Here is a 22410-nt window from a genome sequence, read left to right as displayed (position 1 = left end):
GCCTCAGCCGTCCCGCCCGCCATCGGCGAGCGTCGCCAGCATGGCGGCGACCTCGCCGGGCAGGCTCTCGTAACCGGCGAGCAGCGCGGCCCCCCGCTCCCCCATCGCGGTCGTGCCCCAGGGGTCTTTCAGCCGGGCATCGAGCCAATCCCCCAGAGCTTGCGCATCCGCGACCACGGTGAGCGCGCCGCCCGCGCTGAGCAGCGCGACGGTTTCGGCGAAATTCGCCATATGCGGCCCGGCGGCGATCGCCCGGCCGAGCCGCGCCGCCTCGGCCGGGTTCTGGCCACCATGCGGCACCAGGCTGCCGCCGATGAAGGCGAGCGGCGCGAGGCGGTAGAACAGCCCGAGCTCGCCCACCGTATCGGCGATCCAGATGCCGCCCCGCTCGGGCGGCGGCGCCCCTTCGGCGCGGCGCGGCGCACCGCCGGCGGCTGCCGCAAGCGCCGCCCCGCGCTCCGGGTGGCGGGGCACGATGATGGTGGTGAGGCCGGGATGGGTGGCGCTCGTCCGCGCATGCACGGCGAGGATCATCGCATCCTCCCCCGGATGCAGGCTCGCGGCGACCCAGGCGGGCCCGCCGATGACGCTCGTGAGGCCCGAAAGCTCGGCCTTGTCCACCGGCAGCGGGGGGGCGGCGAGCTTGAGATTGCCCGGCGGCAGGATGCGCCCGCCGGTCAGCCGTGCGAAACGCTCGGCATCGCCCAGGCTCTGCGGATGGATGATGGTGAAGAGGCCGAGCAGCGCGCGCGCGGTGCGCGGCGCCCGCTGCCAGCGCGCCAGGCTTTTCGCCGAAAGGCGGGCATTGAGCAGCATCAGCGGAATGCCCCGCCGGGCGGCGGCGGCGAGCAGGTTGGGCCAGATCTCACTTTCCACGAAGCCCGCCGCATCCGGGCGCCAATGGTCGAGGAAGCGGGCGGCCCAGCCCGGCACATCGAGCGGCACGAAGCGCGGGATCACCGCTTCGGCAAGCCCCATCGCCGGCAGCCGCGCGGCGAGCAGGTTCTGCGAGGTCACGGTGCCGGTGGTGAGCAGGACATGCCCGCCCCCGGCCACCAGATGCGGCAGCAGCGGCAGGATGGACATGGTCTCGCCGAGGCTCGCCGCATGCAGCCAGATGAGGCGGCCGGGCGGCCGTGGCGCCGCCTCCCGCCCTTCGCGCTCGCCCAGCCGCTCGGCGATTTCCTTGCCGCGGGCAAGGCGGCGGCGGAGCATGCGGCGGAGCACGGGCGCAGCCAGCCGCCCGGTGCCCGCCCAGAGGCGGAGCGGCAGGGTCATCCGCGCCGCGGCTCCAGCCCGAGGGCGCGATCGGCGGCCGCGCAAGCAGCGTCGAGCGCCGCCTCGATGCGCGGCAGCGCCGCCTCGGCGCCGCCGCGCGGCACCCAGATCGGCGGCTCGACCGCGATCACCGCCCGGCCGAAGGGCAAGGGCAGCGGCAGCACCATCCGATCCCAGCTGCCGAGGCGAAGGTGGAAGCGGCATTGCCCGGCGGTGGGGTAGATCGGCGCCCCGGTGGCGCCAGCGAGTTGCGCGATGCCGGCGGCCGCGCGCCGCGCCGGGCCGCGCGGCCCATCCGGGGTGATGGCGATGTTATGCCCGTCGCGGATCAGCAGCAGCATGTGGCGCAACCCCGCCGCGCCGCCCTTGGAGGAGGAGCCGATCACCGTGCCGAGGCCGAACTGCGCGATGACGGTCGCCATGAACCGCCCGTCCCGATGCCCGCTGCCGAGCACGTCGGTCGGATGCGTCGCGCCCTGGCGCCGCGCCTCGATGGCGAGCATGGGCATCAGCGCCAGCCGCTCGTGCCAGAAGCAGACGAGGCCGGATTTCTGCTCCCGCGTCGAATGCGCGAGATGGTCGAAGCCGTGGAATTCCCAGCGCATGCTGCGGTAGCAGAGGGCGAGATAGGCGCTGACGGTGCGGGCCAGCGCCTCCTGCGCGCGGGGAGAGCGCAGCCAGCGCTTGAGCGCGGGCGGGGTGCGGAAAAGCCGGCGGCGCTTCGGGCGCGGCGGCGGCGGCTCGGGGGTGGAGGACATGGCGCGCGGTAGCATTTCCGCGCTCCGCCGGCAATCAAGCCGCCACCGCCCGAGGAGCCAGCGCCCGGTGGCCGGCGGGCGGGTGATGGCGCTGCCGGCGATGGCGCGGCTGGCACTTCATTGCGATGTTGAATCATTACCACCGCTGGCCGATAAGGCGGAATGCCCCGCCACCGCCTGATGCCCCTTGCCGCCTTCCTGTTCGCGGCCCTCGTGCTCGGCCTCGCGGCCGGGCTGCGCGGCCCGGAATATGACGAGGGCTATACCGCATTCGTGACCGGCCATCAGCCGCGCCCCGCCTGGCCCGAAGCGCCGTTCCGCGCCGGGGCGGTGCGCGCGGCCTTCGCCCCCGCCGCCACCCCTTGGGCGATCGGCGCCAATCTGCGGCAGACGGATGTGCATCCGCCGCTCTATTTCTGGCTCGTCTGGGCCTGGCGGCGGGCATTCGGCCCGGATCTCTTGATCAGCCGCCTGCTCTCGGTGCTGGCGAGCCTCGCCGCGCTCGGCGCCGTCCGCCGCCTCGCGCAAGCCGCGGCGCTGCCCGCCTGGCCGGCCGTCTTCCTCACCCTCGGCTGCTTCGGCTTCGTCGAGACCGGCATCACCGCGCGCGGCTATGCCCTCGCCCAGGCGCTGCAGCTGAGCGGCCTGCTGCTCTGCCTGCGGGCGGCGGAGGCAGAGGCGAAGGCGGGCGGGATGCGCGGGGCCTGGCGCGGAACCCTCGCCGGGCTGGTGCTCGGCGCCGCGAGCTTCACCAACTACCTCGCGGCCTTCCCGGCCGCGGCCGCCGCGCTCTGGCTGTTGCGGCGGAACGCGCGGCGCGGCGCGGCGCTGCTCCTCGGCCTCGCCCCCTTCGTCGCGGCCGATGCCTGGTTCTTCTGGGCCCAGCGGAGCAGCCGCATCGGCCAGTTTCCGCCCTTCAGCATTGCCCGCTTCCTCGGCGCGCTGGCCCATGCCGCGGGGGGCGCGGTGCTCGGCGGGCTGCCGCTCTACCTGCCCGCCGGGCCGCTCCGCCTGCTGCTGGGCGCCGCGCTCGCCCTTCTGCTCGGCGCGATGCTGCTGCTCCCCGCGCTCCGCTGGCGGCGGCTCGGCCGACCGGCGCCGCGCGCCCTGCTCGGCATCGCCGCGCTCGCCACCCCCGCGGGGCTGCTGGTGATGGGGCTCGCCGCGCGGTCGGTTCCGGTCGAACTCCGCTACCTCGCCTTCGCGCTGCCGCCCTTCATGCTGCTGCTGGCGGGCGCGCTGGGGCGCCTTCCCGGGCGCGCGGGCCCGGCGCTCCTCGCCCTCATCCTCGGCCTGCAGATGCTCGCGATCGGCGGGCTGATGCTGGCGCCGGCGACGATGCAGCCCGAGGGCGCTGCCGCCCGTGCCGCCGCCCGCGCCGCCGGCACCACGGGGCTCGTGCTGCTGCCGCGCGGGAATGACGGCGTCGGCATCGTCAGCGCCTTCCTCACCGCGGCCCCGCCCGGCCTGCATATCCTGCTCATCCGCCCGGGCGAGAGCGCTGCCCGCCTCGCGCCGCTCATCGCCCGCTTTCCCTGCGTCGTCGCGCCCAGAATCGCTGTCGATGACGCAAGCCGCGCCGCCCAGCCGCTGATCCGCGCCCTGCTGCGCCGCGCCCCTAATTGCATTGACGCTCGCTGAAACAGGCTTCTAGGCTCGGCCCCTCACCGACCGGACAAGGACCGCCGCGCTTGCGCCACGACATCCGCTTCCTGCTCGGCTCCGAGGAGCGGCGCATCTCCGGCGCCGATCCGACGCGCAGCGTGCTCGACTATCTGCGCGAGGATGAACAGCTGCACGGCACCAAGGAAGGCTGCGCCGAGGGGGATTGCGGCGCCTGCACGGTGCTGCTCGCCGAACGCACCGCCGATGGCGGGCTGCGCCGCCGCCCCGTCAATGCCTGCATCATGTTCCTCCCCGCGCTGGACGGCAAACAGGTGATGACGGTCGAGCATCTCGCGGGGCCGGACGGCCGGCTGCATCCGGTGCAGCAGGCGATGCTCGATCATCACGCCTCGCAATGCGGCTTCTGCACCCCGGGCTTCGTCATGTCGCTGACGGCGCTCTATGAGGAGAGGGCGAGCCCGGGCGCTGGCTTGCCCGACCGGCCGGCGATCGCCGATGCGCTGGCCGGCAATCTCTGCCGCTGCACCGGCTATCGCCCGATCCTCGATGCCGCCGCCGCCGCTCTCGCGCAGCCGCAGGCGCAGGCGCAGGCGGGGGACGCGATCGCCGCGCGCCTCGCGGCCCTCGGCACGGAGGCGGCCACGCTCGCCTGCGGCACCGCCGCGCGCCGCTTCATGGCGCCCCGCAGCCTCGGCGAACTCACCGCCCTGCTCGCCGCCATGCCCGAGGCCCTGCTGCTCGGCGGCGGCACCGATGTCGCGCTCTGGGTGACGAAGCAACAGCGCGACCTGCCGCTGCTGATCGCGACCGGCGCGGTGGCCGAGATGCTGGAGATCGCGGAGGATGGCGCGGCGCTCAGGATCGGCGGGGCGGTTGCCTATGCCGATGCCGCAGCCGCCCTCGCGCGCCTCGCCCCCGCCGCGGCCGGCCTCATCCGCCGCATCGGCTCCCGCCAGATCCGCGAGCGCGGCACCATCGGCGGCAATATCGCCAATGCCTCGCCGATCGGGGATATGCCGCCGCCGCTCATCGCGCTCGGGGCTTCGCTCCTGCTCGTCTCGGCCAGCGGCCGCCGGCGGCTGCCGATCGCGGAGTTCTTCCTCGACTATCGGCGCACCGCGCTGCTGCCGGGAGAGGTGATCGCGGCGATCGAGATCCCCCGCCCAGCGCCCGCGCTGCGCCTCGGCGTCTATAAGGTGTCGAAGCGCTTCGACCAGGACATCTCGGCCGTCTGCGCGGCCTTCGCGATCCGTCTGGAAGGCGGCACGGTCGCCGAGGCGCGGCTCGCCTATGGTGGGATGGCGGCCATCCCGCGCCGTGCCGCGGCGGCGGAGGCAGCTCTGCTCGGCGCCCCCTGGACGGAGGCGAGCCTGGAGGCGGCGACCGAGGCGATGGCCGCGGATTTCACGCCGCTTTCGGATATGCGCGCCTCCGCCGCCTATCGGGCGCAGGTGGCGCGGAACCTGCTGCGCAAATTCTTCCTCGAACATCCGGCCGAGGGCGCCGCCCCGCCGCCGCTCCGCCTCGACCAGCCGCTGCAGGAGGCTTGGGCATGAAGACGATCGGCGCCCCCCTGCCGCATGACAGCGCCGCCCTGCATGTGGCCGGCGCCGCCGCCTATATCGACGATCTGGCCGAGCCGCGCGGCACCCTGCATGCCGCGATCGGCCTCAGCACCGAGGCCCATGCCCGCATCCGCGCGCTCGATCTCTCGGCCGTGCGCGCGGCCCCCGGGGTCGTCGATGTCATCACCGCCGCCGATGTTCCGGGCATCAACGATATCGCGCCGATCTTCACCGGCGATCCGATCATGGCCGAGGGCGTCACCGCGTATCACGGCCAGCCGCTCTTCGCCGTCGCCGCCCGCAGCCGGGCCGAGGCGCGGGCCGCGCTCCGCCTCGCGCGCATCGTCTACGAACCGCTGCCGGCGATCCTCTCGCTCGACGCGGCCCTGGCGGAGGAGACGGCGCGCGTCGCCCCCAGCCGGCTGATGCGGCGGGGGGAGCCGGAAGCCGCGATCGCCGCGAGCCCGCACCGCTTGGCCGGCGTGCTGCGCGTCGGCGGGCAGGATCATTTCTACCTCGAAGGGCAGATCGCGCTCGCCATTCCCGGCGAACAGGGCGACATCACGCTGCTGAGTTCGACGCAGAACCCCTCCGAGGTGCAGCATCTCGTCGCCCGCGCGCTCGGCCGCGCCGATCATTCGGTCGTCGTCGAAACCCGCCGCATGGGCGGCGGCTTCGGTGGCAAGGAAAGCCAGGCGGCGCTGCCCGCCGCGATCGCCGCGATCTTCGCCGCCCGCCAGCACCGCGCCGTGAAGCTGCGGATGGACCGGGACGACGATATGCGCGCCACCGGCAAGCGCCACCCCTTCCGCATCGATTACGCGGTGGGCTTCGAGGATGACGGCCGCATCCGCGGCATCCGCTTCATGCTGGCGGGGGACTGCGGCTTCTCCGCCGATCTCTCGACCGGCGTGAACGACCGCGCGATGATGCATGCGGATAATTGTTACTTTCTCGAAAACGTCTCCATCCTCTCGCACCGGTGCCGCACCAACACCGTCTCCCACACCGCCTTTCGCGGCTTCGGCGCGCCGCAGGGGGTGATGGCGATCGAGCAGGTGATGGACGAGATCGCCCGCGCCCGCGGGCTCGATCCGCTGGCCGTGCGTCGGCGGAACTTCTACGGCACCACCACGCGCAACCTCACGCCCTATGGCATGGTGGTGGAAGACAACATCATCCCCGAGCTGGTGGATGAGCTGGCAAGCAGCGCGGATTACGCGAGGCGGCGGCAGGAGATCGCCGCATTCAATGCGCGAAGCCCCTGGATCAAGCGCGGGATCGCCCTGGTGCCGGTGAAATTCGGCATCTCCTTCACCGCCATCCACCTCAACCAGGCGGGGGCCCTGGTGCAGCTCTATACCGATGGCAGCGTGCTGCTCAACCATGGCGGCACCGAGATGGGGCAGGGCCTCTTCATCAAGGTGGCGCAGGTGGTGGCGGATGTCTTCGGCCTGCCCATAGCGCGCGTGCGGGTCTCGGCGACGAGCACCGCCAAGGTGCCGAATACCTCGCCCACCGCCGCCTCCTCGGGGACAGACCTCAACGCCAAGGCGGCGGAAGCGGCGGCGGAGGCGATCCGCGAGCGGCTGGCGGGCCTCGCCGCGCGCCTCTTCGCGGTGCCGGCCGATGCCATCCGCTTCACCGGCGGCGCCGTCTCGGGCGGGGGGCAGAGCCTTCCCTTCGCCGAGCTTGCCCGCCGCGCGCGGATGGAGCGCATCTCCCTCTCCGCCACCGGCTTCTACGCCACGCCGAAGATCCATTTCGATGCGGAAAGCCAGACCGGCCGCCCCTTCTACTATTTCGCCTATGGCGCGGCGATCACCGAGGTGGAGGTGGACGGGCTGACCGGCGAATACCGCCAGCGGCAGGTCGATATCCTGCATGATTGCGGCCGCTCGCTGAACCCCGCGATCGACCTCGGCCAGATCGAGGGCGGCTATGTGCAGGGCGCCGGCTGGCTGACGACGGAAGAACTCTGGTGGGATGCGCAAGGCGCGCTCCGCACCCATGCGCCCTCCACCTACAAGATCCCGGCGATCGGCGATGTGCCAGCCCGCTTCACCACCCGCCTCTATGCCGCCGGGCTGAACCGCGAACAGGCGATCGGGCGATCGAAAGCGGTGGGGGAGCCGCCGCTCGTGCTCGGCATCGCCGCCTTCCAGGCGATCCGCGATGCGGTGGCGGCCTTCGGGGCGGCCGGCGCCGCGCCCAGCCTCGATGCGCCGGCGACCCCCGAGCGGGTGCTGATGGCGATCGAGGCGCTGCGTGCGGCTGCACGCCAGCCGGCTGCCGCTGCCAAGGCTGCGGAGTGATGCCCGCCTGGCTCGACGCGCTACAGGAATTGAGCGCGCGAGACGAGCCGCTGGTGCTGCTCACCCTGCTCAGCACCGCAGGCTCCGCCCCGCGGGAAGCGGGCAGCAAGATGGTGGTCTCGGCCGAGGGGGTCTGGGATACGATCGGCGGCGGCAATCTCGAATTCCAGAGCATCGCGACCGCGCGCGCCCTGCTCGCCGCCGGCGCGATCGCGCCCGAGACGCGGGATTTCCCACTCGGCCCGGCGCTCGGCCAATGCTGCGGCGGGGCGACCACCGTGCTCTTCGAGCCGATCCGCCCGCCGGCCTGGAGGGTCGCCCTCTTCGGCGCCGGGCATGTCGGCCAGGCGGTGGCGCGCCTGCTCGCCGATCTGCCCTGCCGGCTGCTCTGGCACGATGCGCGGGCGGAAGCCTTCGCCGCCGTCGCGCTCCCCGCCCATGCCCGCGCGATCCCGCGAAGCGATGCGGCGGCGATCGCCGCCCTGCCGCCGGGCGCGATGGTGCTGATCATGACGCATGATCACGGCCTCGACTTCGCCCTTACCGAGGCCGCCCTCGCCCGGCCGGACCTCGCCTTCGTCGGCACCATCGGCTCCGAGACCAAGCGCGCCCGCTTCGCCTCCCGCCTCGCCCGCGCCGGCGTGAGCGGGCAGGCGATCGCCCGGCTGCATTGCCCGGTCGGCCTGCCCGGCATCGGCGGCAAGCTGCCGGCGGAGATCGCCATCGCCGTCGTCGGCCAGCTGCTGCAAAGCCGCGATGCCGCGCCCGCGGCGATCCGGCCGCGGCCAATGGCTGAGGCCGCCACCGGCCCGGATGCGGCGGCCTCCCGCTGCCCCGATTGCGCCGCCGCCTGCGCCCTGCCGGCCGCCGCCCGCTGACAACGCTCGCCGTTCAATATATCGTGCGCGATTGAATCGTGCACGTTGACAGTGAGCGAAGGCCGGCGTAAACAGGCGCCATGATGTCGCGCCCGACATTATGCGCCCCCAGACAGAGGAACGAGACCATGCCCGTAGATGCGAAATACACGACGAGTGCGACCGCGACCGGCGGCGGCCGTGATGGCAAGACCGCGCTCACCGATGGCAGCATGGCGCTGCAGCTCACCGTGCCGAAGGAATTGGGCGGCCCCGGCAGCGAGGGCGCCAACCCCGAGAAGCTCTTCGCCCTCGGCTATTCCGCCTGCTTCCTCGGCGCCATGCGCGTGGCCGCCGGGCAGACCAAGATCAAGGTGCCGGAAGGCACGACGGTGACGGCCGAAATCGGCGTCGGCCCGCGTTCGGAAGGCGGCTTCGGCATCACCGCCGCACTCGACGTCTATCTGCCCGGCCTCGCCGAAGCGGAGGCGAAGCAGCTCGTGGACGTGACGCACACCATCTGCCCCTATTCCAACGCGATGAAGGGGAACGTGGATATCAAGACCACCACGCGCGCTTGATCGAAGGGGGGTGGCGCGGCGACGCGCCGCCCCCGCCGCTTCTCGTCGACCACGCCCTCTCGGGATCGCGGCGGGAGAGCGCACAAAATGTCAGAACCGGCAGGTTTCGATGGGCTAGGACTGGGGCCTCATCTGGAGAATGTCGCGATGACCGATCATTTCGAGAAGACCTGGAACACCTATGTCAGCGCCTGGGGCGCGGGCGGGGTCGAGGCGAAGCGCGCCCTGATGGCCGAATGCCTCGCGCCCGATTGCGCCTATAACGATCCGCTGACGCGGCGGACCGGCCATGAGGACTTGCTCGCCTATATGCTGGAATTGCATGAGCAACAGCCCGGCGCTCATTTCAGGGTCAAGCATTTCCGCGCCCACAACAACCAGTCCATCGCCTGCTGGGATCTTCTGGCGGCGGACGGCGCCTTCGTCACCGACGGAATAAGCTATGGGCGGTACAATGCGGACGGCATGCTCGACCGGATGACCGGGTTTTTCGATCCGGGCGCTTGAGGCGGCGATGGATTATCTCGCGCAGGTCCGCTCCGGCATCGACTATATCGAGGCCAATCTCGATGAGGAGATCGCACTCGCCGCCGTTGCGCGGGCGGCCAGCCTCAGCCAGTGGCATTTCCAACGCATCTTCAAGGCGCTGACCAACGAGACCGTCAAGACCTATATCCGGTCCCGGCGGCTCGCCGTCTCGCTCGACAAGCTGCGCGCCACGAACGAGCGGATCCTCGATATCGCCATCGCGGCCGGCTACGAATCGCAGGAAGCCTTCAGCCGCGCCTTCAAGGCGAGCTTCGGCATGACGCCTACGGACTATCGGCGGATCAAGGACAGGTCGCTCTTTCCTGGCAAGGTGATGATCGACGAGGCATATCTCCGCCACATTCACCGGAACCTTTCCCTCGATCCCACCTTCATCCGGCTGGATGACATGTCTTTCGTCGGGCTTTCCACGCGGTTCTATGGCATCGATTCCGACAAGAACAACATCGGCGATCATCTGCCGGCGCTCTGGGCCGCCTTCATGCCGCGCGTGCGCGAAATCCCCGGCCGGCTGGGCGCGGAATTATATGGCATCGTGCGGCCGCTCAGGGAGGATGGGGACGAGCTGGAGTATTTTGCCGCCGCCGCCGTTGGCCGCGTCGAGAACCTGCCCGAAGGCATGGCCAGGATGACCGTTCCGGGCGCCACCTATGCGCGCTTCGCCCATCGCGGCCTGCCGCAGGCGGTCGATCTCACGGTCAACTACATCTACTCGAACTGGCTGCTCGGCTCAGGCAAGCGGCACACCGGCGGCCCGGATATCGAAATCTACGGCCCCGGCTATCTTGCGAATTCAGCAGACTCGGTCTTCCACTACGCAATCCCGGTGGCCTGAGGCACCGCGCGCCGCCTATCCCCGCCGCAGCACGAAAAGCCCCTGCTCGCCGAAAAGGTTGGCAAGCGCCGGGAAGCGGCGCCAGGGGGCGCGGTGGCCTTCATCGTCGAGCGCCAGCCAGGTTTCGACCACATAGCCCTCCGCCCGGCAGAGATCGAAGAAATCCTGGATCGTGCAAGGGTGGATGTTCGGCGTTTCGTACCACATCCGGTTCCAGCTCTTCGTCATCGGCATCCGCCCCGAGAAGAGCAGCTGCGCGCGCAGATACCAGTGGCCGAAATTCGGAAAGCTCACCACGGCGCGCGCGCTGATGCGCAGCATCTGGCGCAGCACTTCGCGCGGCCGCTCCACGGCCTGCAGCGTGCGGGAGAGGACGACGTAATCGAAGGCCTGGTCCGGGTAATGCACGAGGTCGGTATCCGCGTCGCCCTGCATCACCGGCAGGCCATGCGCCACCGCGCGGGTGACGAGCGCCATGTCAAGCTCGATCCCCCGGGCATCGCAGCCGCGGGTATGGAAGAGATGCCCGATCAACGCCCCGTCGCCGCAGCCGATATCGAGCACCCGCGCCCCCGGCTGCACGAGATCCGCGATGAGCTGCAGATCGACGCGCATGGCGCGCTGCGCTTCGGCCTGCCGCTCGGCCCGCTGTGCGCCATCCGGCATCAGCCGCGCTCCTTCGGCGCGAGGCCCCGATGCTCGGCGCAGCCGGCGATGAAGCCCGCGAGCGTGCGGTGGAAATCCGGCTCGTCGAGCAGGAAGGCGTCATGCCCCTTGTCGCTCATGATCTCGACGAAGCTGACATTGGCCGCCCCGCGGATGAGCGCGTTGACGACCTCGCGGCTCGCCGCCGTCGGGAAGAGCCAGTCGGAGCTGAAGGAGACGAGGCAGAAGCGCGTGCGGCTGCCGCGAAAGACGGCGGCGAGATCGCAGCCACGCTCGGCCGCGAGATCGAAGAAATCCATCGCGCGGGTGATGCAGAGATAGGAATTGGCGTCGAACCGGCGGACGAAGGCGCTGCCCTGGTATTGCAGGTAGCTTTCGACCTCGAACTTGTCGCCGAGCAGGGTGAGGCTTTGCGCATCGCGCAGCCGCCGGCCGAACTTGCGGGTGAGCGCCGCTTCGCTGAGATAGGTGATGTGCGCCACCATGCGCGCGACCGCGAGGCCGCGGGCAGGGGTGATGCCGCTCCGCCAGTATTCGCCCTCCTCGAAATCGGGATCGGCGAAGATCGCTTGCCGGCCGACCTCGTTGAAGGCGATGTTCTGCGCCGAATGATGCGCCGCGGTCGCGATCGGCACGGCGGCGAAGACGGCCTCGGGATAGGTCGCCGCCCATTCCAGCACCTGCATGCCGCCCATGGAGCCGCCGACGACGGCGAAAAGCTGCGCGATGCCGAGATGGTCCACCAGCATCTTCTGGGCGCGCACCATGTCCCGGATGGTCACCGGCGGGAAATCCCGCCCCCAGGGCTCGCCCGGCCGCGTATCATGCGGGCTCTGCGGCCCGGTCGTCCCCATGCAGCCGCCGAGGACATTGGCGCAGATGACGAAGAAGCGGTCGGTATCGATCGGCAGGCCCGGGCCGACGAGGTTGGACCACCAGCCCGCCCGCCCGGTCAGCGGATGGGTTTCGGCGACATACTGATCCCCCGTCAGCGCATGGCAGATGAGGATGGCGTTGCGCCGCCCGGCATCGAGCGTGCCATAGGTGCGGTAGGCGACGGTGAGGCTCGCCAGCCGGCGGCCGCAATCGAGCGTCATCCCTTCGGGGAAGCGGATGCTCTGATGCGCGATCTCGGCCAGGGGTTCCACTTGGTCCATCGCATTCTGATAGGATGCGGCGCGCCCGCCGGCAATCCGGCGGCGCGGCGCGGCAGGCAGACCGGCTCGGCGGCCATGCCGGGCGACGGGCGGGCGGCGGGCGCTTGCGTCCCCGCCCCGTTCCGCTATCACTCAAGAGACGCAGAAACTGCCGGTTTGTGATCGATGCCGCCCTCCACCGAAACCCTCGCCGAAGCGGCCCCCGAGCCGGCCGCCGAGGCTGACCCTGCCGCAGCCACCTCGCCGGCCGACCAGCTCAGCGCGCTCCGCGCCGAGCTTGACCGGCTGGACGATCGCCTGCTCGACCTGCTGATGCAGCGCGCGCGGGTGGTGGAGGATGTGGCCGCCACCAAGCGCGGCGGCGCGGGGCCGCTGCGCCCCGGGCGGGAAGCCGCCATCCTGCGCCGCCTGCTGCGCCAGCGCACCGGCGCGCTGCCGCCCTTCGGCGTCATTCGCATCTGGCGGGAAATCTTTGCCGCCTCGGTCGCCCAGCAGCAGACCATGCTCGTCGCTGTCTGCGATCCGGCCATGGATGGCCGCTTCCAGGCCGCGGCGCGCGAGCATCTCGGCGCGCTGACGCCGATGCGGGTCTATCGCAGCCCGGCCCAGGCGATCGGCGAGGTGGTGGAAGGCCGGGCGAGCGTGGCGGTGCTGCCGCTGCCGGGCGAGGCGGCGGGCGAAGCAGCCGCCGGCCCCGGCTGGTGGCCCGGGCTTCTGCAATACAATACCAAGGGCCGCATCCATGTGGTGGCCCGCCTGCCCTTCTGGACCGCGCGGCCCGAGGGCACGGCCTCGGTGCAGGCGGTGATCATCGCCAGCGCCCCGCCCGATCCTTCGGGCGAGGATATCTCGCTGCTCGCCCTCGAAACCGATCCCCGCGTCAGCCTCGGCTCGCTCTCGCAATCGGTGACGGCGGCGGGCTTCACCCCGCTCTCCGCCCTCGTCAACCGCCCGGCGGGCGCGGGCATCGCGCAATTCCTGCTCGAGGTCGATGGCTTCGTCGCGGCGGATGATCCGCGGCTCGGCCGCATCGCGGGCTTGCAGGAACCGGCGGTGATCGTCGGCGCCTATGCCGTGGCACTCAGCGGGGAGCAGGAGGCATGAGCGGCCCGCGCCTGCCCGAGCCGCATGCCGCGATCATGGCGATCGCGCCCTATGTCGGCGGGGAATCGAGCCTGGCCGGCGTTGCCCGCGTCATCAAGCTCTCCTCCAACGAAGGCGCCTTCGGCCCGCCGCCCGCAGCCCGTGCCGCCATGGCGGCGGTGGCCGAGGGCATGGCGCGCTACCCCGATGGCGGCGCGCATCGCCTGCGCGAGGCGATCGGCGCCTATTTCGGGCTCGATCCGGCGCGCATCGTCTGTGGCAACGGGTCTGACGAGATCCTCAACCTGCTCGTCCTCGCCTATGCCGGCCCCGGCACCGAGATCCTGATGTCGCAATACGGCTTCTCGATCTACGAGATCTTCGGGACGCTCGCCGGCAGCCGCGTCATCAAGGTGCCGGAGCAGGCGATGGTGCCCGATATCGACGGGCTCATCGCCGCGGTGACGGAGCGGACCCGCATCGTCTTCATCGCCAATCCCAACAACCCGACCGGCGCGCTGATCCCCGCCCCCGAGCTTGCCCGGCTGCGGGCGGGCCTGCCCTCGCATGTGCTGCTGGTGATCGACGCCGCTTACGCCGAATATGTCGAGCGGGCGGATTACGATGCCGGGCTCAGCCTCGTCGAGGCCGGGCAGAACACGATCATGACCCGCACCTTCAGCAAGATCTGGGGCCTGGGCGGCGCCCGCCTCGGCTGGTGCTACGGGCCGCCGGCGATCATCGACGTGCTCAACCGCCTGCGGCCACCCTTCAACGTCAACAAGACGGCGGCGGAAGCGGCGGTCGCGGCACTCTCCGAGCCACGCTGGGCGGAGATTTCCCGCGCCCATAACACCGTCGCCCGCGCCCGCATGGCGACGGCGCTGACGGAGGCCGGCATCCATGTCTGGCCCTCCGAGGGGAATTTCCTCCTCGCCGATTTCGGCACCGCCCAGGAAGCGCGCGCGGCGGATGCGGCGCTCAAAGCGGCGGGGATCATCGCCCGCATGGTCGGCTCCTACGGGCTGCCGCATTGCCTGCGCATCACCATCGGCACCGATGAGGAATGCGGCCTCGTCATCGCCTGCCTGCAAGCCTTCAAGGCGCGCGCCAATGCCGCGGCGGCCGGGGCCCATGGCTGAGGAGCATCCGCCGGTTTTCCAGCGGCTCGCGCTCGTCGGCCTCGGGCTGATCGGCAGCTCGGTCGCCCGCGCGGCGCGGGAGAGCGGGGCGGCGGCGGAGATCATCGCCACCGATGCGAGCGCGGCGGTTTGCGCCCGGGTGCGCGCGCTCGGCATCGCCGACCGGGTGGAGGAGGATGCAGCCCAGGCCGTCGCCGGGGCCGATTGCGTCATGCTCTGCGTGCCGGTCGGCGCGCTCGCCGAGGTGATGGGCCAGATCGCGCCGCATCTGGCGCCGGGCGCGGTTCTCACCGATGTCGGCTCGACCAAGCTGTCGGTGATCCGCGATGTCGGCCCGCTGGTGCCGCAGGGCGTGCATTTCGTCCCCGCCCATCCGCTGGCGGGCACCGAGTTCTCGGGCCCCGATGCCGGCTTCGCGACGCTTTTCCAGGGGCGCTACTGCCTCATCGTGCCGCCGGCGGGCACGGAGCCGGCGGCCGTCGCCCGCCTCCGCGCGCTGTGGGAGCGGTTGGGCGCCATGGTGGAGGAGATGGAGCCCGCGCATCATGACCGGGTGCTCGCCATCGTCAGCCACCTGCCGCATCTCATCGCCTTCACCATCTGCGGCACGGCGGACGATCTGGCCGACGAGACGCGCCAGGAAGTGCTGCGCTTCGCCGCCTCCGGCTTTCGCGATTTCACCCGCATCGCCGCGTCTGATCCGGTGATGTGGCGGGACGTTTTCCTCAACAATCGCGAGGCGCTCTTAGAGATGCTGGCCCGCTTCACCGAGGATGCGCAGGCGATGGCCCGCGCCATCCGCTGGGGCGACGCTGGCTATATCGAGGACCGGGTGCTGCGCGGGCGCAAGATCCGCCGCGGGCTGATCGAGATCAAGCAGGCGTAAGGTCGGTCAGATCTTCTTTTTCTGGAGAAAAAGAAGCAAAAAGACTTTCATTCTGGATACCGCACGGAACGGCTATCCGGTTCTTTCTTACAAGAAAGAACGTCTTTCATGCTTCCCCGCCGCCGCGCGCCTTGGGCAGGGTGATGACGAAGCGGGCCCCGAGCACGGCCTGATCCTCCCCGCGGCGGTTCTCGGCATGGATGCTGCCGCCGAGCGCCTCGATGATCTGCTTGCTGATGGATAAGCCGAGGCCGGAATGCTTGCCGAAGCTCTCGCTCGCCGGGCGTTCGGAATAGAAGCGCTCGAAGATGCTTTCGAGCTTGCCTTCCGGAATGCCCGGCCCCTCGTCGGACACGGTGATCTCCACCAGCCCCTCCGGCAGGTCGCGGGCGGCGAGTTCAATGAGCCCGTCCGGCGGGCTGAAGGACCGGGCATTGCCGATGAGATTGCCGAGCACCTGGGCGAGCCGCCCCTCGACCGCGGCGACCATCAGCCCCGGCTTCACATCCTCCCGCAGGCGGAGCCGCGGCGCATGGGGGCCGCGCGTCGCATCGTCGATATCAGCGAGCGCGCCGAGCATGGCGGTGATATCGAGCCGCTGCGGCGCGGCGCGGGAGATCTCGGCATCGACCCGCGAGGCATCGGAGATATCGGTGATCAGCCGATCGAGCCGGAGCACGTCATCCGTCATGATGGCGAGGAGGTTGCGCCGCTGCCCGGCATCCTCCACCCGCCGCAGCGTCTCGATCGCGCTGCGGATGGAGGAGAGCGGGTTCTTGATCTCGTGCGAGACATCGGCGGCGAACCGCTCGATCGCATCCATGCGCCCCCAGAGGGCGGCGGCCGAATCGGCCAGCGCCTGGGCGAGCACGCTCAGCTCGTCCCCGCGCGCGAGCAGCCCCGGCGGCACCGTGCCGGTGCGGCCCTGGCCCTCGCGCATGTTCTCGGCCGCGATCGCGAGCTGCAGGATCGGCCGCGCGATCGTCTGCGCCAGATACCAGGAGAGCAGCACGGTGAGGATGAGGGCGACGAAGAACAGGCCGAGGATCGAGATGCGGACGGAAAGCACCGCCTGATCCACCCGTCGCGCATCATGGGTGAGCAGGATCATCCCGACCGTCTGGTTATCATGCGTCACCGGCTCGGCGACCGTCACCAGCAGCCGCCCATCCGGTGTGCGGCGGATATAGGGCGGCACTTCCTGGCCGGAATCCTTGCCCCGCAGCGCGAGCACGGCCTTGAGATCGGGCTGCCAATCCGCGCCATCCGCCTTGTCGAGCTGGCGGACGGGAATGCCCCCCGCGGTCGGCGCCCAGGCGAGCACATGATCGTAGAGCCAGCTCACGATGCGGGTGAAGAGCCCGCCCGAGGCCGGTGGCGGCAGCGGCTCCGTCACGATCGCGCCGCCCGCCCCCGGCCGCACCTGGCTATCGGCGAGGATATTGCCGTCCGGCCCGAAGAGGCGGGCCTGGGCAAAAGGCGTCGGGTCCGTCAGGCGGTAGAGCAGCGGCCGGGCGAGATCGGGCACCAGCGCCGCATGATCGCCCGAGGAGGATTGCTGCACCGCGCTTTCGCCGAGCGCGCCGGCATAGATCCGCGCCTGTTCCCGCAGCGCCGAGATATCGGCGTTCATCAGCCCGTTCTGATACTGGTCGAGATAGAGCAGCCCGATGACGAGCAGGGCGAGCGGCAGGGCGTTGACGAGCAGGATGCGGCGGAGGAAGGGCGAGGCGAGCCGCCGCCGGGGCGCCATCGCCGGCTGCGAGGCGGAGCCCGCCGCCGCCTGGGCCGGCTTGGCGATGGCGGCCCCGTCCGGCATCAGTTTTCCTTGTAGCGGTAGCCGATGCCGTAGAGCGTCTCGATCTGGTCGAAATTGTCGTCCTCGACGCGGAACTTCTTGCGCACCCGCTTGATGTGGCTGTCGATCGTCCGGTCGTCCACGTAGATATTCTCGCCATAGGCGGCGTCGATCAGCTGATCGCGGGATTTGACCATGCCGGGCCGCGCCGCCAGCGCCTTGACGAGCAGGAATTCCGTCACCGTCAGCTGGATATCCCGCCCCTTCCACAGGCATTGATGCTTGGTCTCGTCGAGCGTGAGATCGCCGCGCACGATGACGCCCGAGGGCGTGACGCCCGAGCCCTCGGCGCGGCTCACCTCGTTCCGCCGCAACAGCGTGCGGATGCGCTCCAGGAGCAGGCGCTGGCTGAAGGGCTTCTTCATATAGTCGTCCGCGCCGAGGCGGAGCCCCATCAGCTCGTCCACCTCCTCGTCCTTGCTGGTCAGCATGATGACCGGCATGGCGCTCCTCTGCCGCAATCGCTGGAGGAGTTCCATCCCATCCATCCGCGGCATTTTGATGTCGAGCACGGCAAGGTCGGCCGGGCGGGCGATCAGCCCTTGCAGCGCGCTTTCGCCGTCGGTGAAGGTGCGCACCTGGAAGCCCTCGGCCTCCAGCGTCATGGAGACGCTCGCCAGGATGTTGCGGTCATCATCGACGAGCGCGATCGTGTGTTTCATCGAAAACCAGCTTTCGCCTTGGGCGGCCCGGCGAGAGGAGCGAGCCGAAAGACTCTCTCATAACCGCTCTCGGCCCGCCGCGCCATCGCGCGAAGGCCGGTGGCGCGGATCACATCCCGCTCAGAAAAGCCCCTGCAACCGCGCCTGGGCGAAGGCCGCGATGGTGATGCCGTCGCGGATCTCGCCCGCCACGATCATCCGCTCCACCGCGGCGAGGGGGAAGCTTTCGGCCCGCATATCCTGCTCTTCCGGCTCCGGCGCCGCCGCCTCGGCCACCAGGCCGCTCGCCAGAAACACATGGCCCTTCTGGTTCGAATAGCCCGCCGCCTGAAAGAGGGTGCCGATCAGCCGCATCTCGGCGGCGATCAGCCCGGTCTCCTCCCTCAGCTCGCGCGCGGCGAGGGAGGCGGCATCCTGGTCCTCGCCCGGCTCCAGCGTGCCCATGGGAAATTCCCAGACGCGCTCGGCCACCGGATAGCGAAACTGTTGCACCAGATGCAGCCGGCCATCCTCGTAGGGGCAGATCACCGCGAAATCCGCCCGCTCCAGCACCGAATAGATGCCCTCTGCGCCATCGAGCCGGCGCACCCGGTCCTCCCGCAGGCGCAGCCAGCGGTTCTCATAGACGAGACGGGTGGAAAGCTGGGTGATGGCATCGGCCATGCTTACCTCGCGCGGCGAAAGGTCAGGTTGTAGCGGAAGGGGCCGAAGAGCGGGTCCGCCCCGCGCCGGATCGGTCGGATGCCGTGGAAGAGCAGCCGCGCCGGCCCGCCGAAGACGAGGACATCGCCGCTCGCCAGCGGCAGGGGGCGGGGCTTATCCGCCCTCTCGGCGCCGCCGATGAGGAAGAGCGCGGGCAGGCCGAGCGAGACCGAGACGATGGGCTGGGCGAAATCCTGCTCGTCGGCATCGCGGTGCAGCCCCATGCCGCTGCCGACCGCATAGCGGTTGATGAGACAGGTATCGGGCGTGAAGCCGGCGAAGCCCGCGGCAGCCGCAGCACCGGCGGCGAGCGCCTGGAAGGCATCGGGCATCGGCGGCCAGGGCCGGCCGCTCTCCGGATCATGGCTTTCGTAGCGGTAGCCGCGGGCATCGCTGATCCAGCCGCAGGCCCCCGCGCTCGTCATCGCCGCGGCAAGCTGCCCGCCCCGCCGCGTTTTCATGAAGCGGAAGGGGGCAGCGGCCTCGATTGAGCGGATAAGCGGCAGGAGGGCGGCGGGCTCGGCGAAGCCCGGCAGCAGGCGCATCCCGCCCGGCAGCGGGGCTTGGGCCGCGGGCGGCGCGAGGCCGGCGCTTGCGAAGAGATCGCTCAGGCGGGTTGCGGCAGGGTGAAGAGCCGCGCGACCTCGGTGAGCGAGGCGGCGGCCGGGTGGCGCTGGCCGGCCAGGGTGCCGTCTTCCGCCCGCACCAGCTGGCAGGTGCGATAGCCGGCGGCGAGCGCGGCATCGAGCTCGGCCTCGACATCAGAGAGGAAGAGGATGAGCCCGGCGGGCAAGCCGATCGCCTGGCGGATGGCGCGAAAGCTCGCCGCCTCGCGCTTGGCGCCGATACGGGTATCGAAGAAGCCGCGAAACAGCGGCACCAGATCGCCATCCTGGCTATGGCCGAAGATGCCGCGCTGCGCCTCCTCCGACCCCGAGGAATAGACGTAGAGCGGCAGCCCTTCCTGGTGCCAGTAGCGCAGCAGCGCCGGCACCTCCGGGTAGAAGGCGGCGGTCAGCGCGCCCGAGGCATAGCCCTCCCGCCAGATCAGCCCCTGCAAGGTCTTGAGCGGCGTCACCTTCTCGTCGAGATCGCTCCAGCGCTGCAAGGCCGCCAGGGGATCGGCCTCGGGGGCGAGGGCGCGGGTCTCCGCTAGCAGCGCGCGCACCTCTGCATCCTCGGCGTGGTCTGCGAGGTACTCGGCCATGCGTGCTCGGGCGAAGGGAAACAGCCTCTCCCGCACCATGCTGATGGGGGCGACGGTGCCTTCGATATCAAGCAGCACCGCCTCCACCGGATGCAGCGCCACCACCCCGGCCTCTTCCAGGCCCAGCTCTTCCCGCTCGGCCTTGCTCTCGATCCCGGATCCGGACACGGCGGCGCCTCAGGACGCCGGGAAGCGGCGGCTGATGTCATTCCCAGTGAAATGGGGCACCCAGCCGGAGGTATCGGTGAAGATGCGGAGCGCGGTGAAGAAGGGCCGCTCGCCGGCATCGAACCAGTGCTTGATATTGGCCGGCACGCTGATGAGATCGCCCGCGGTGCAATGCGCGTCGTAGATCCGCCCGTCCAGATGCAGGATGAAATTGCCCGAGCCATGGACGAAGAAGCGCACCTCGTCCTCGGTATGCAAATGCTCCTGCAGGAATTTCTCCCGCAGCGCCCCGGCCTGCGGATGATCGGGGGTGAGCTTGATGACATCGGCCGAGCCCGCGCCCGTCGTTCCCATCAGCGCATCGAGATAGGGGCGGTAGGCGGCGAGGATGGTCTCCGCCTCGTCATCCGGGGCAAGCGTCACCGGGCTTTCCCAGCGTTCGAAACGCACCCCGATGGCGCCAAGCTCGCGGGCGATGGTCTCGCCATCCTCGGCGCGCAGCAGCGGCGCGTCCGGCGCGTCGTCCCGGTAGATGGTCAGGCGGCTCATGCGAGCTTCCTCCGTTCGATTTCCACGGCGAGCAGGAATTCCAGCGCTTCCAGCCGATAGAGCGCGGCTTTGATATCCGCGCCCCAGACATAGACGCCATGGCCGCGCAGCACATAGCCGATCGGCGCCCGCCCGGCGCGCAGCAGCGGCGCGATCTGGGCGGCGAGGCGCGGCATGTCCTGATCATTGGCGATCACCGGCAAGGGCACCGAGACCTCATGGCTGGTGATGGTCTCGCCCCAGGCTTTGAGCACCTCATAGCCGTCGAGCCGGATCTCCGCCGCCTCCGGCCGGGCCATGGTAAGCGCGGTCGCCGCCACCGAATGGCCGTGCAAAACGGCGCCGACGCCAGGGAACAGAGCATAGAGCTGGCAGTGCAGCAGGGTCTCGGCCGATGGTTTGAGGCCGGGGGTGAGGCTCTCCCCGGCGAGATCCACCGCCATGATATCCTCGGGCGTGAGGAAGCCCTTATGGGCACCGCTGCGGGTGATGGCGAGGCGATCGGGGGTGAGGCGGGCGCTGAGGTTGCCGGCAGTCGCCGGAACCCAGCCGCGGGCATCCATCCGCAGGCCGACGGCGACGAGCGCTTCGGCGATCGCGCGCGGCACCGCGCAGCCCGCGGCAGGGCTGGGCTCGATCGGCCGCTCGGCGGCCAATCCGCGGCCGAATCTCTCCTCGGCCGGGGCCATCGCGCCCGCGCCTTCTGCATCCGCCATCATCGCTCGGTTCCGACTTCGAAGCCGCGCCCTACAAAGGCCGGAGGATTAGTGGCGAACGGTCTCGGCCGGGCGATTGGCGGTCGTCGCCGTGCCGCTTTCGCCGGGGGCGGCGATGCGCTCGGCCGGCTTGTCCTGCGCCATGGACGCATCGTCATCCTCGGCCATGTTCTTCTTGAAGGATTTGATGCCCTTGGCGAAATCGCCCATGAGATGGCTGACCTTGCCGCTGCCGAACAGCAGGAGCAGGACCAGGATGACGATCAGCCAATGCCAGATGCTTAACGAGCCCATTTTGCCTCCCTCGGGGTAACCGCCCCCAAGCTCCCTGTCAGATGTCACGCGGGCGGCAGCACGGCAAGCCGAAACCCGAGCGCGCCCATCATAAAGCGAGCGGCCGCGCTCCGCCAGTTACCGTGCCGCAAGATGGCCGGCGGCGGCGGCGGCGGGGTTTGTCCACAGCTTTCTTCGCGGCAGGCAGACTCAAGCATTGGCGTGGATCGCAGAGGGGGCTACATTATCTAGTAGTGAAGCAGCGAGGGACCACGAGATGGAGTGGAATGAGGCGATCATCGCTGAATTAAAGTCTCTGTGGGACCAGGGCTTGTCCACCGCCGAAATCGGCCGCCGGCTGGGCATTTCCAAGAATGCTGTGGTCGGCAAGGCGCACCGGCTGGATCTCGCCGGCCGCCCCTCGCCGATCCGCCGGGCCGAGCGGCCGGTCGGCACAGCCGCCCCCGCCGCGCGCATGACGGGGCCGACGCTTGCCCCGCTGCCTTCGGCCGCCGTGGCGGCGGCGGAAGCGCCGGCGGCGGAGACGGCATCCGCCGCGCCCGCGGTGGAACTGCCGGTGGCACGCCCCGCCAAGGCCGCGCCCGCCACCGCGCGGCGGCTTGCCGCCGTCGCGCCGAGCCCGGTCGCGCGGGTCTCGGCCTGCTGCTGGCCGATGGGCGAACCGGGCAAGCCGGGCTTTCACTTCTGCGATGCCGCGGCGGTTGCCGGCAAACCCTATTGCGCCGAACATGCGCAGCTCGCCTATGTGAAGATCCGCGACCGGCGGGAAGACGCGGCCTGACCCGCCCGGCCCCGACCGCTGCGTAGCGGAACGCATGCTGGCCTATTGTTTATGCGCGCATCTTCGCCTGGCCAGATAACTCCATCCGGCCAGGATCTCCTCCAGGGTCCGGCCTCGGCTCGCCGCCAGCGTTGAGCGCTTGCGCGGGCCATTCGGTCTCCTGGCCCTCGGCCAG

At 70.6% G+C, this 22410-nt stretch carries 23 protein-coding genes; 11 read left to right on the top strand and 12 right to left on the bottom strand.

The genetic code is table 11. The features are described 5' to 3' along the window. Positions 1-3 precede the first annotated feature (3 nt). Both ACYQ7X_RS12950 and ACYQ7X_RS12945 read right to left on the bottom strand, forming a co-directional pair. On the bottom strand, positions 4-1278 hold the full coding sequence (locus ACYQ7X_RS12950) for a 3-deoxy-D-manno-octulosonic acid transferase (protein WP_459697453.1): 1275 nt from the start codon (positions 1276-1278) through the stop codon (positions 4-6). Continuing rightward, the gene (locus tag ACYQ7X_RS12945) at positions 1275-2051 is read right to left on the bottom strand and encodes a lysophospholipid acyltransferase family protein (RefSeq protein ID WP_459697452.1); all 777 of its coding nucleotides are present in this window, start codon (positions 2049-2051) and stop codon (positions 1275-1277) included. Before ACYQ7X_RS12945 ends, ACYQ7X_RS12950 begins: the two co-directional genes overlap by 4 nt. A 147-nt stretch (positions 2052-2198) precedes the next feature. On the opposite strand from ACYQ7X_RS12945, the gene ACYQ7X_RS12940 reads away from it, so the two are divergent. The 7 genes from ACYQ7X_RS12940 (at position 2199) to ACYQ7X_RS12910 (ending at position 10364) form a co-directional block, all read left to right on the top strand. Then, positions 2199-3677, top strand: a complete 1479-nt coding sequence (locus ACYQ7X_RS12940) for a hypothetical protein (protein WP_459697451.1) — start codon at positions 2199-2201, stop codon at positions 3675-3677. A gap of 50 nt (positions 3678-3727) precedes the next feature. After that, positions 3728-5218 carry a xanthine dehydrogenase small subunit gene (gene xdhA / locus ACYQ7X_RS12935; protein WP_459697450.1) on the top strand — a complete coding sequence of 497 codons (1491 nt, stop codon included), beginning with the start codon at positions 3728-3730 and terminating at the stop codon, positions 5216-5218. After that, on the top strand, positions 5215-7542 hold the full coding sequence (gene xdhB, locus ACYQ7X_RS12930; protein ID WP_459697449.1) for a xanthine dehydrogenase molybdopterin binding subunit: 2328 nt from the start codon (positions 5215-5217) through the stop codon (positions 7540-7542). Before xdhA ends, xdhB begins: the two co-directional genes overlap by 4 nt. Next, entirely contained in the window at positions 7542-8420 is an 879-nt protein-coding gene (gene xdhC / locus ACYQ7X_RS12925) for a xanthine dehydrogenase accessory protein XdhC (protein WP_459697448.1), read from the top strand. The genes xdhB and xdhC overlap by 1 nt, the downstream gene beginning before the upstream one ends. 128 nt (positions 8421-8548) lie before the next feature. Beyond that, the gene (locus ACYQ7X_RS12920; protein ID WP_459697447.1) at positions 8549-8980 is read left to right on the top strand and encodes an organic hydroperoxide resistance protein; all 432 of its coding nucleotides are present in this window, start codon (positions 8549-8551) and stop codon (positions 8978-8980) included. 87 nt (positions 8981-9067) lie between these two features. Next, positions 9068-9487: a nuclear transport factor 2 family protein gene (locus tag ACYQ7X_RS12915; RefSeq protein WP_459697446.1), complete on the top strand. Its 420-nt coding sequence runs from the start codon at positions 9068-9070 to the stop codon at positions 9485-9487. Between the two features lie 7 nt (positions 9488-9494). Next, complete coding sequence (locus tag ACYQ7X_RS12910) at positions 9495-10364, top strand: helix-turn-helix domain-containing protein (RefSeq protein ID WP_459697445.1); 870 nt, start codon at positions 9495-9497, stop codon at positions 10362-10364. 15 nt (positions 10365-10379) lie between these two features. Here the strand turns inward: ACYQ7X_RS12910 and metW are convergent, their stop codons facing one another. Further along, positions 10380-11030 carry a methionine biosynthesis protein MetW gene (gene metW / locus ACYQ7X_RS12905; RefSeq protein WP_459697444.1) on the bottom strand — a complete coding sequence of 217 codons (651 nt, stop codon included), beginning with the start codon at positions 11028-11030 and terminating at the stop codon, positions 10380-10382. Further along, entirely contained in the window at positions 11030-12187 is a 1158-nt protein-coding gene (gene metX, locus ACYQ7X_RS12900; RefSeq protein ID WP_459697443.1) for a homoserine O-acetyltransferase MetX, read from the bottom strand. The genes metW and metX overlap by 1 nt, the downstream gene beginning before the upstream one ends. Before the next feature lie 165 nt (positions 12188-12352). Here metX and ACYQ7X_RS12895 point away from each other — a divergent pair, with 165 nt between their 5' ends. Genes ACYQ7X_RS12895 through ACYQ7X_RS12885 form a run of 3 tightly spaced genes read left to right on the top strand, consistent with a single transcriptional unit; the run spans position 12353 to position 15298 of the window. Next, a complete protein-coding gene (locus ACYQ7X_RS12895) occupies positions 12353-13291 on the top strand; it encodes a chorismate mutase (protein WP_459697442.1) in 939 nt (312 codons plus the stop codon). Then, the gene (gene hisC, locus ACYQ7X_RS12890) at positions 13288-14412 is read left to right on the top strand and encodes a histidinol-phosphate transaminase (protein WP_459697441.1); all 1125 of its coding nucleotides are present in this window, start codon (positions 13288-13290) and stop codon (positions 14410-14412) included. The genes ACYQ7X_RS12895 and hisC overlap by 4 nt, the downstream gene beginning before the upstream one ends. Beyond that, positions 14405-15298 carry a prephenate/arogenate dehydrogenase family protein gene (locus tag ACYQ7X_RS12885; protein WP_459697440.1) on the top strand — a complete coding sequence of 298 codons (894 nt, stop codon included), beginning with the start codon at positions 14405-14407 and terminating at the stop codon, positions 15296-15298. Before hisC ends, ACYQ7X_RS12885 begins: the two co-directional genes overlap by 8 nt. A 106-nt stretch (positions 15299-15404) precedes the next feature. On the opposite strand, the gene ACYQ7X_RS12880 is transcribed toward ACYQ7X_RS12885, so the two are convergent. From ACYQ7X_RS12880 to ACYQ7X_RS12845, 8 genes are all read right to left on the bottom strand, one after another. Then, positions 15405-17117, bottom strand: coding sequence for a stimulus-sensing domain-containing protein (locus ACYQ7X_RS12880; RefSeq protein ID WP_459697439.1), 1713 nt, complete (start codon positions 17115-17117; stop codon positions 15405-15407). Further along, a complete protein-coding gene (locus ACYQ7X_RS12875; protein ID WP_459697438.1) occupies positions 17117-17818 on the bottom strand; it encodes a response regulator transcription factor in 702 nt (233 codons plus the stop codon). Before ACYQ7X_RS12875 ends, ACYQ7X_RS12880 begins: the two co-directional genes overlap by 1 nt. A gap of 120 nt (positions 17819-17938) precedes the next feature. Then, complete coding sequence (locus ACYQ7X_RS12870; RefSeq protein ID WP_459697437.1) at positions 17939-18481, bottom strand: NUDIX domain-containing protein; 543 nt, start codon at positions 18479-18481, stop codon at positions 17939-17941. A 2-nt stretch (positions 18482-18483) separates the two neighbouring features. Beyond that, the gene (locus ACYQ7X_RS12865; RefSeq protein WP_459697435.1) at positions 18484-19065 is read right to left on the bottom strand and encodes an alpha-ketoglutarate-dependent dioxygenase AlkB; all 582 of its coding nucleotides are present in this window, start codon (positions 19063-19065) and stop codon (positions 18484-18486) included. A gap of 62 nt (positions 19066-19127) precedes the next feature. Next, entirely contained in the window at positions 19128-19823 is a 696-nt protein-coding gene (mtnC, locus tag ACYQ7X_RS12860) for an acireductone synthase (protein ID WP_459697611.1), read from the bottom strand. An 81-nt stretch (positions 19824-19904) separates the two neighbouring features. Next, positions 19905-20444 carry a 1,2-dihydroxy-3-keto-5-methylthiopentene dioxygenase gene (locus ACYQ7X_RS12855; protein WP_459697434.1) on the bottom strand — a complete coding sequence of 180 codons (540 nt, stop codon included), beginning with the start codon at positions 20442-20444 and terminating at the stop codon, positions 19905-19907. After that, positions 20441-21160, bottom strand: coding sequence for a methylthioribulose 1-phosphate dehydratase (locus ACYQ7X_RS12850; protein WP_459697610.1), 720 nt, complete (start codon positions 21158-21160; stop codon positions 20441-20443). The genes ACYQ7X_RS12855 and ACYQ7X_RS12850 overlap by 4 nt, the downstream gene beginning before the upstream one ends. 48 nt (positions 21161-21208) lie before the next feature. Further along, positions 21209-21454 (bottom strand): twin-arginine translocase TatA/TatE family subunit, encoded by a 246-nt coding sequence (locus ACYQ7X_RS12845; protein ID WP_459697433.1) that lies wholly within the window; start codon positions 21452-21454, stop codon positions 21209-21211. A 256-nt stretch (positions 21455-21710) separates the two neighbouring features. Here ACYQ7X_RS12845 and ACYQ7X_RS12840 point away from each other — a divergent pair, with 256 nt between their 5' ends. After that, on the top strand, positions 21711-22235 hold the full coding sequence (locus ACYQ7X_RS12840; RefSeq protein ID WP_459697432.1) for a GcrA family cell cycle regulator: 525 nt from the start codon (positions 21711-21713) through the stop codon (positions 22233-22235). Positions 22236-22410 lie beyond the last annotated feature (175 nt).

This window comes from Acidisoma sp. C75 (assembly GCF_054665095.1).
Note: the sequence above shows the minus strand (reverse complement) of the source record. Positions and strands in the feature narration are given on the sequence as shown.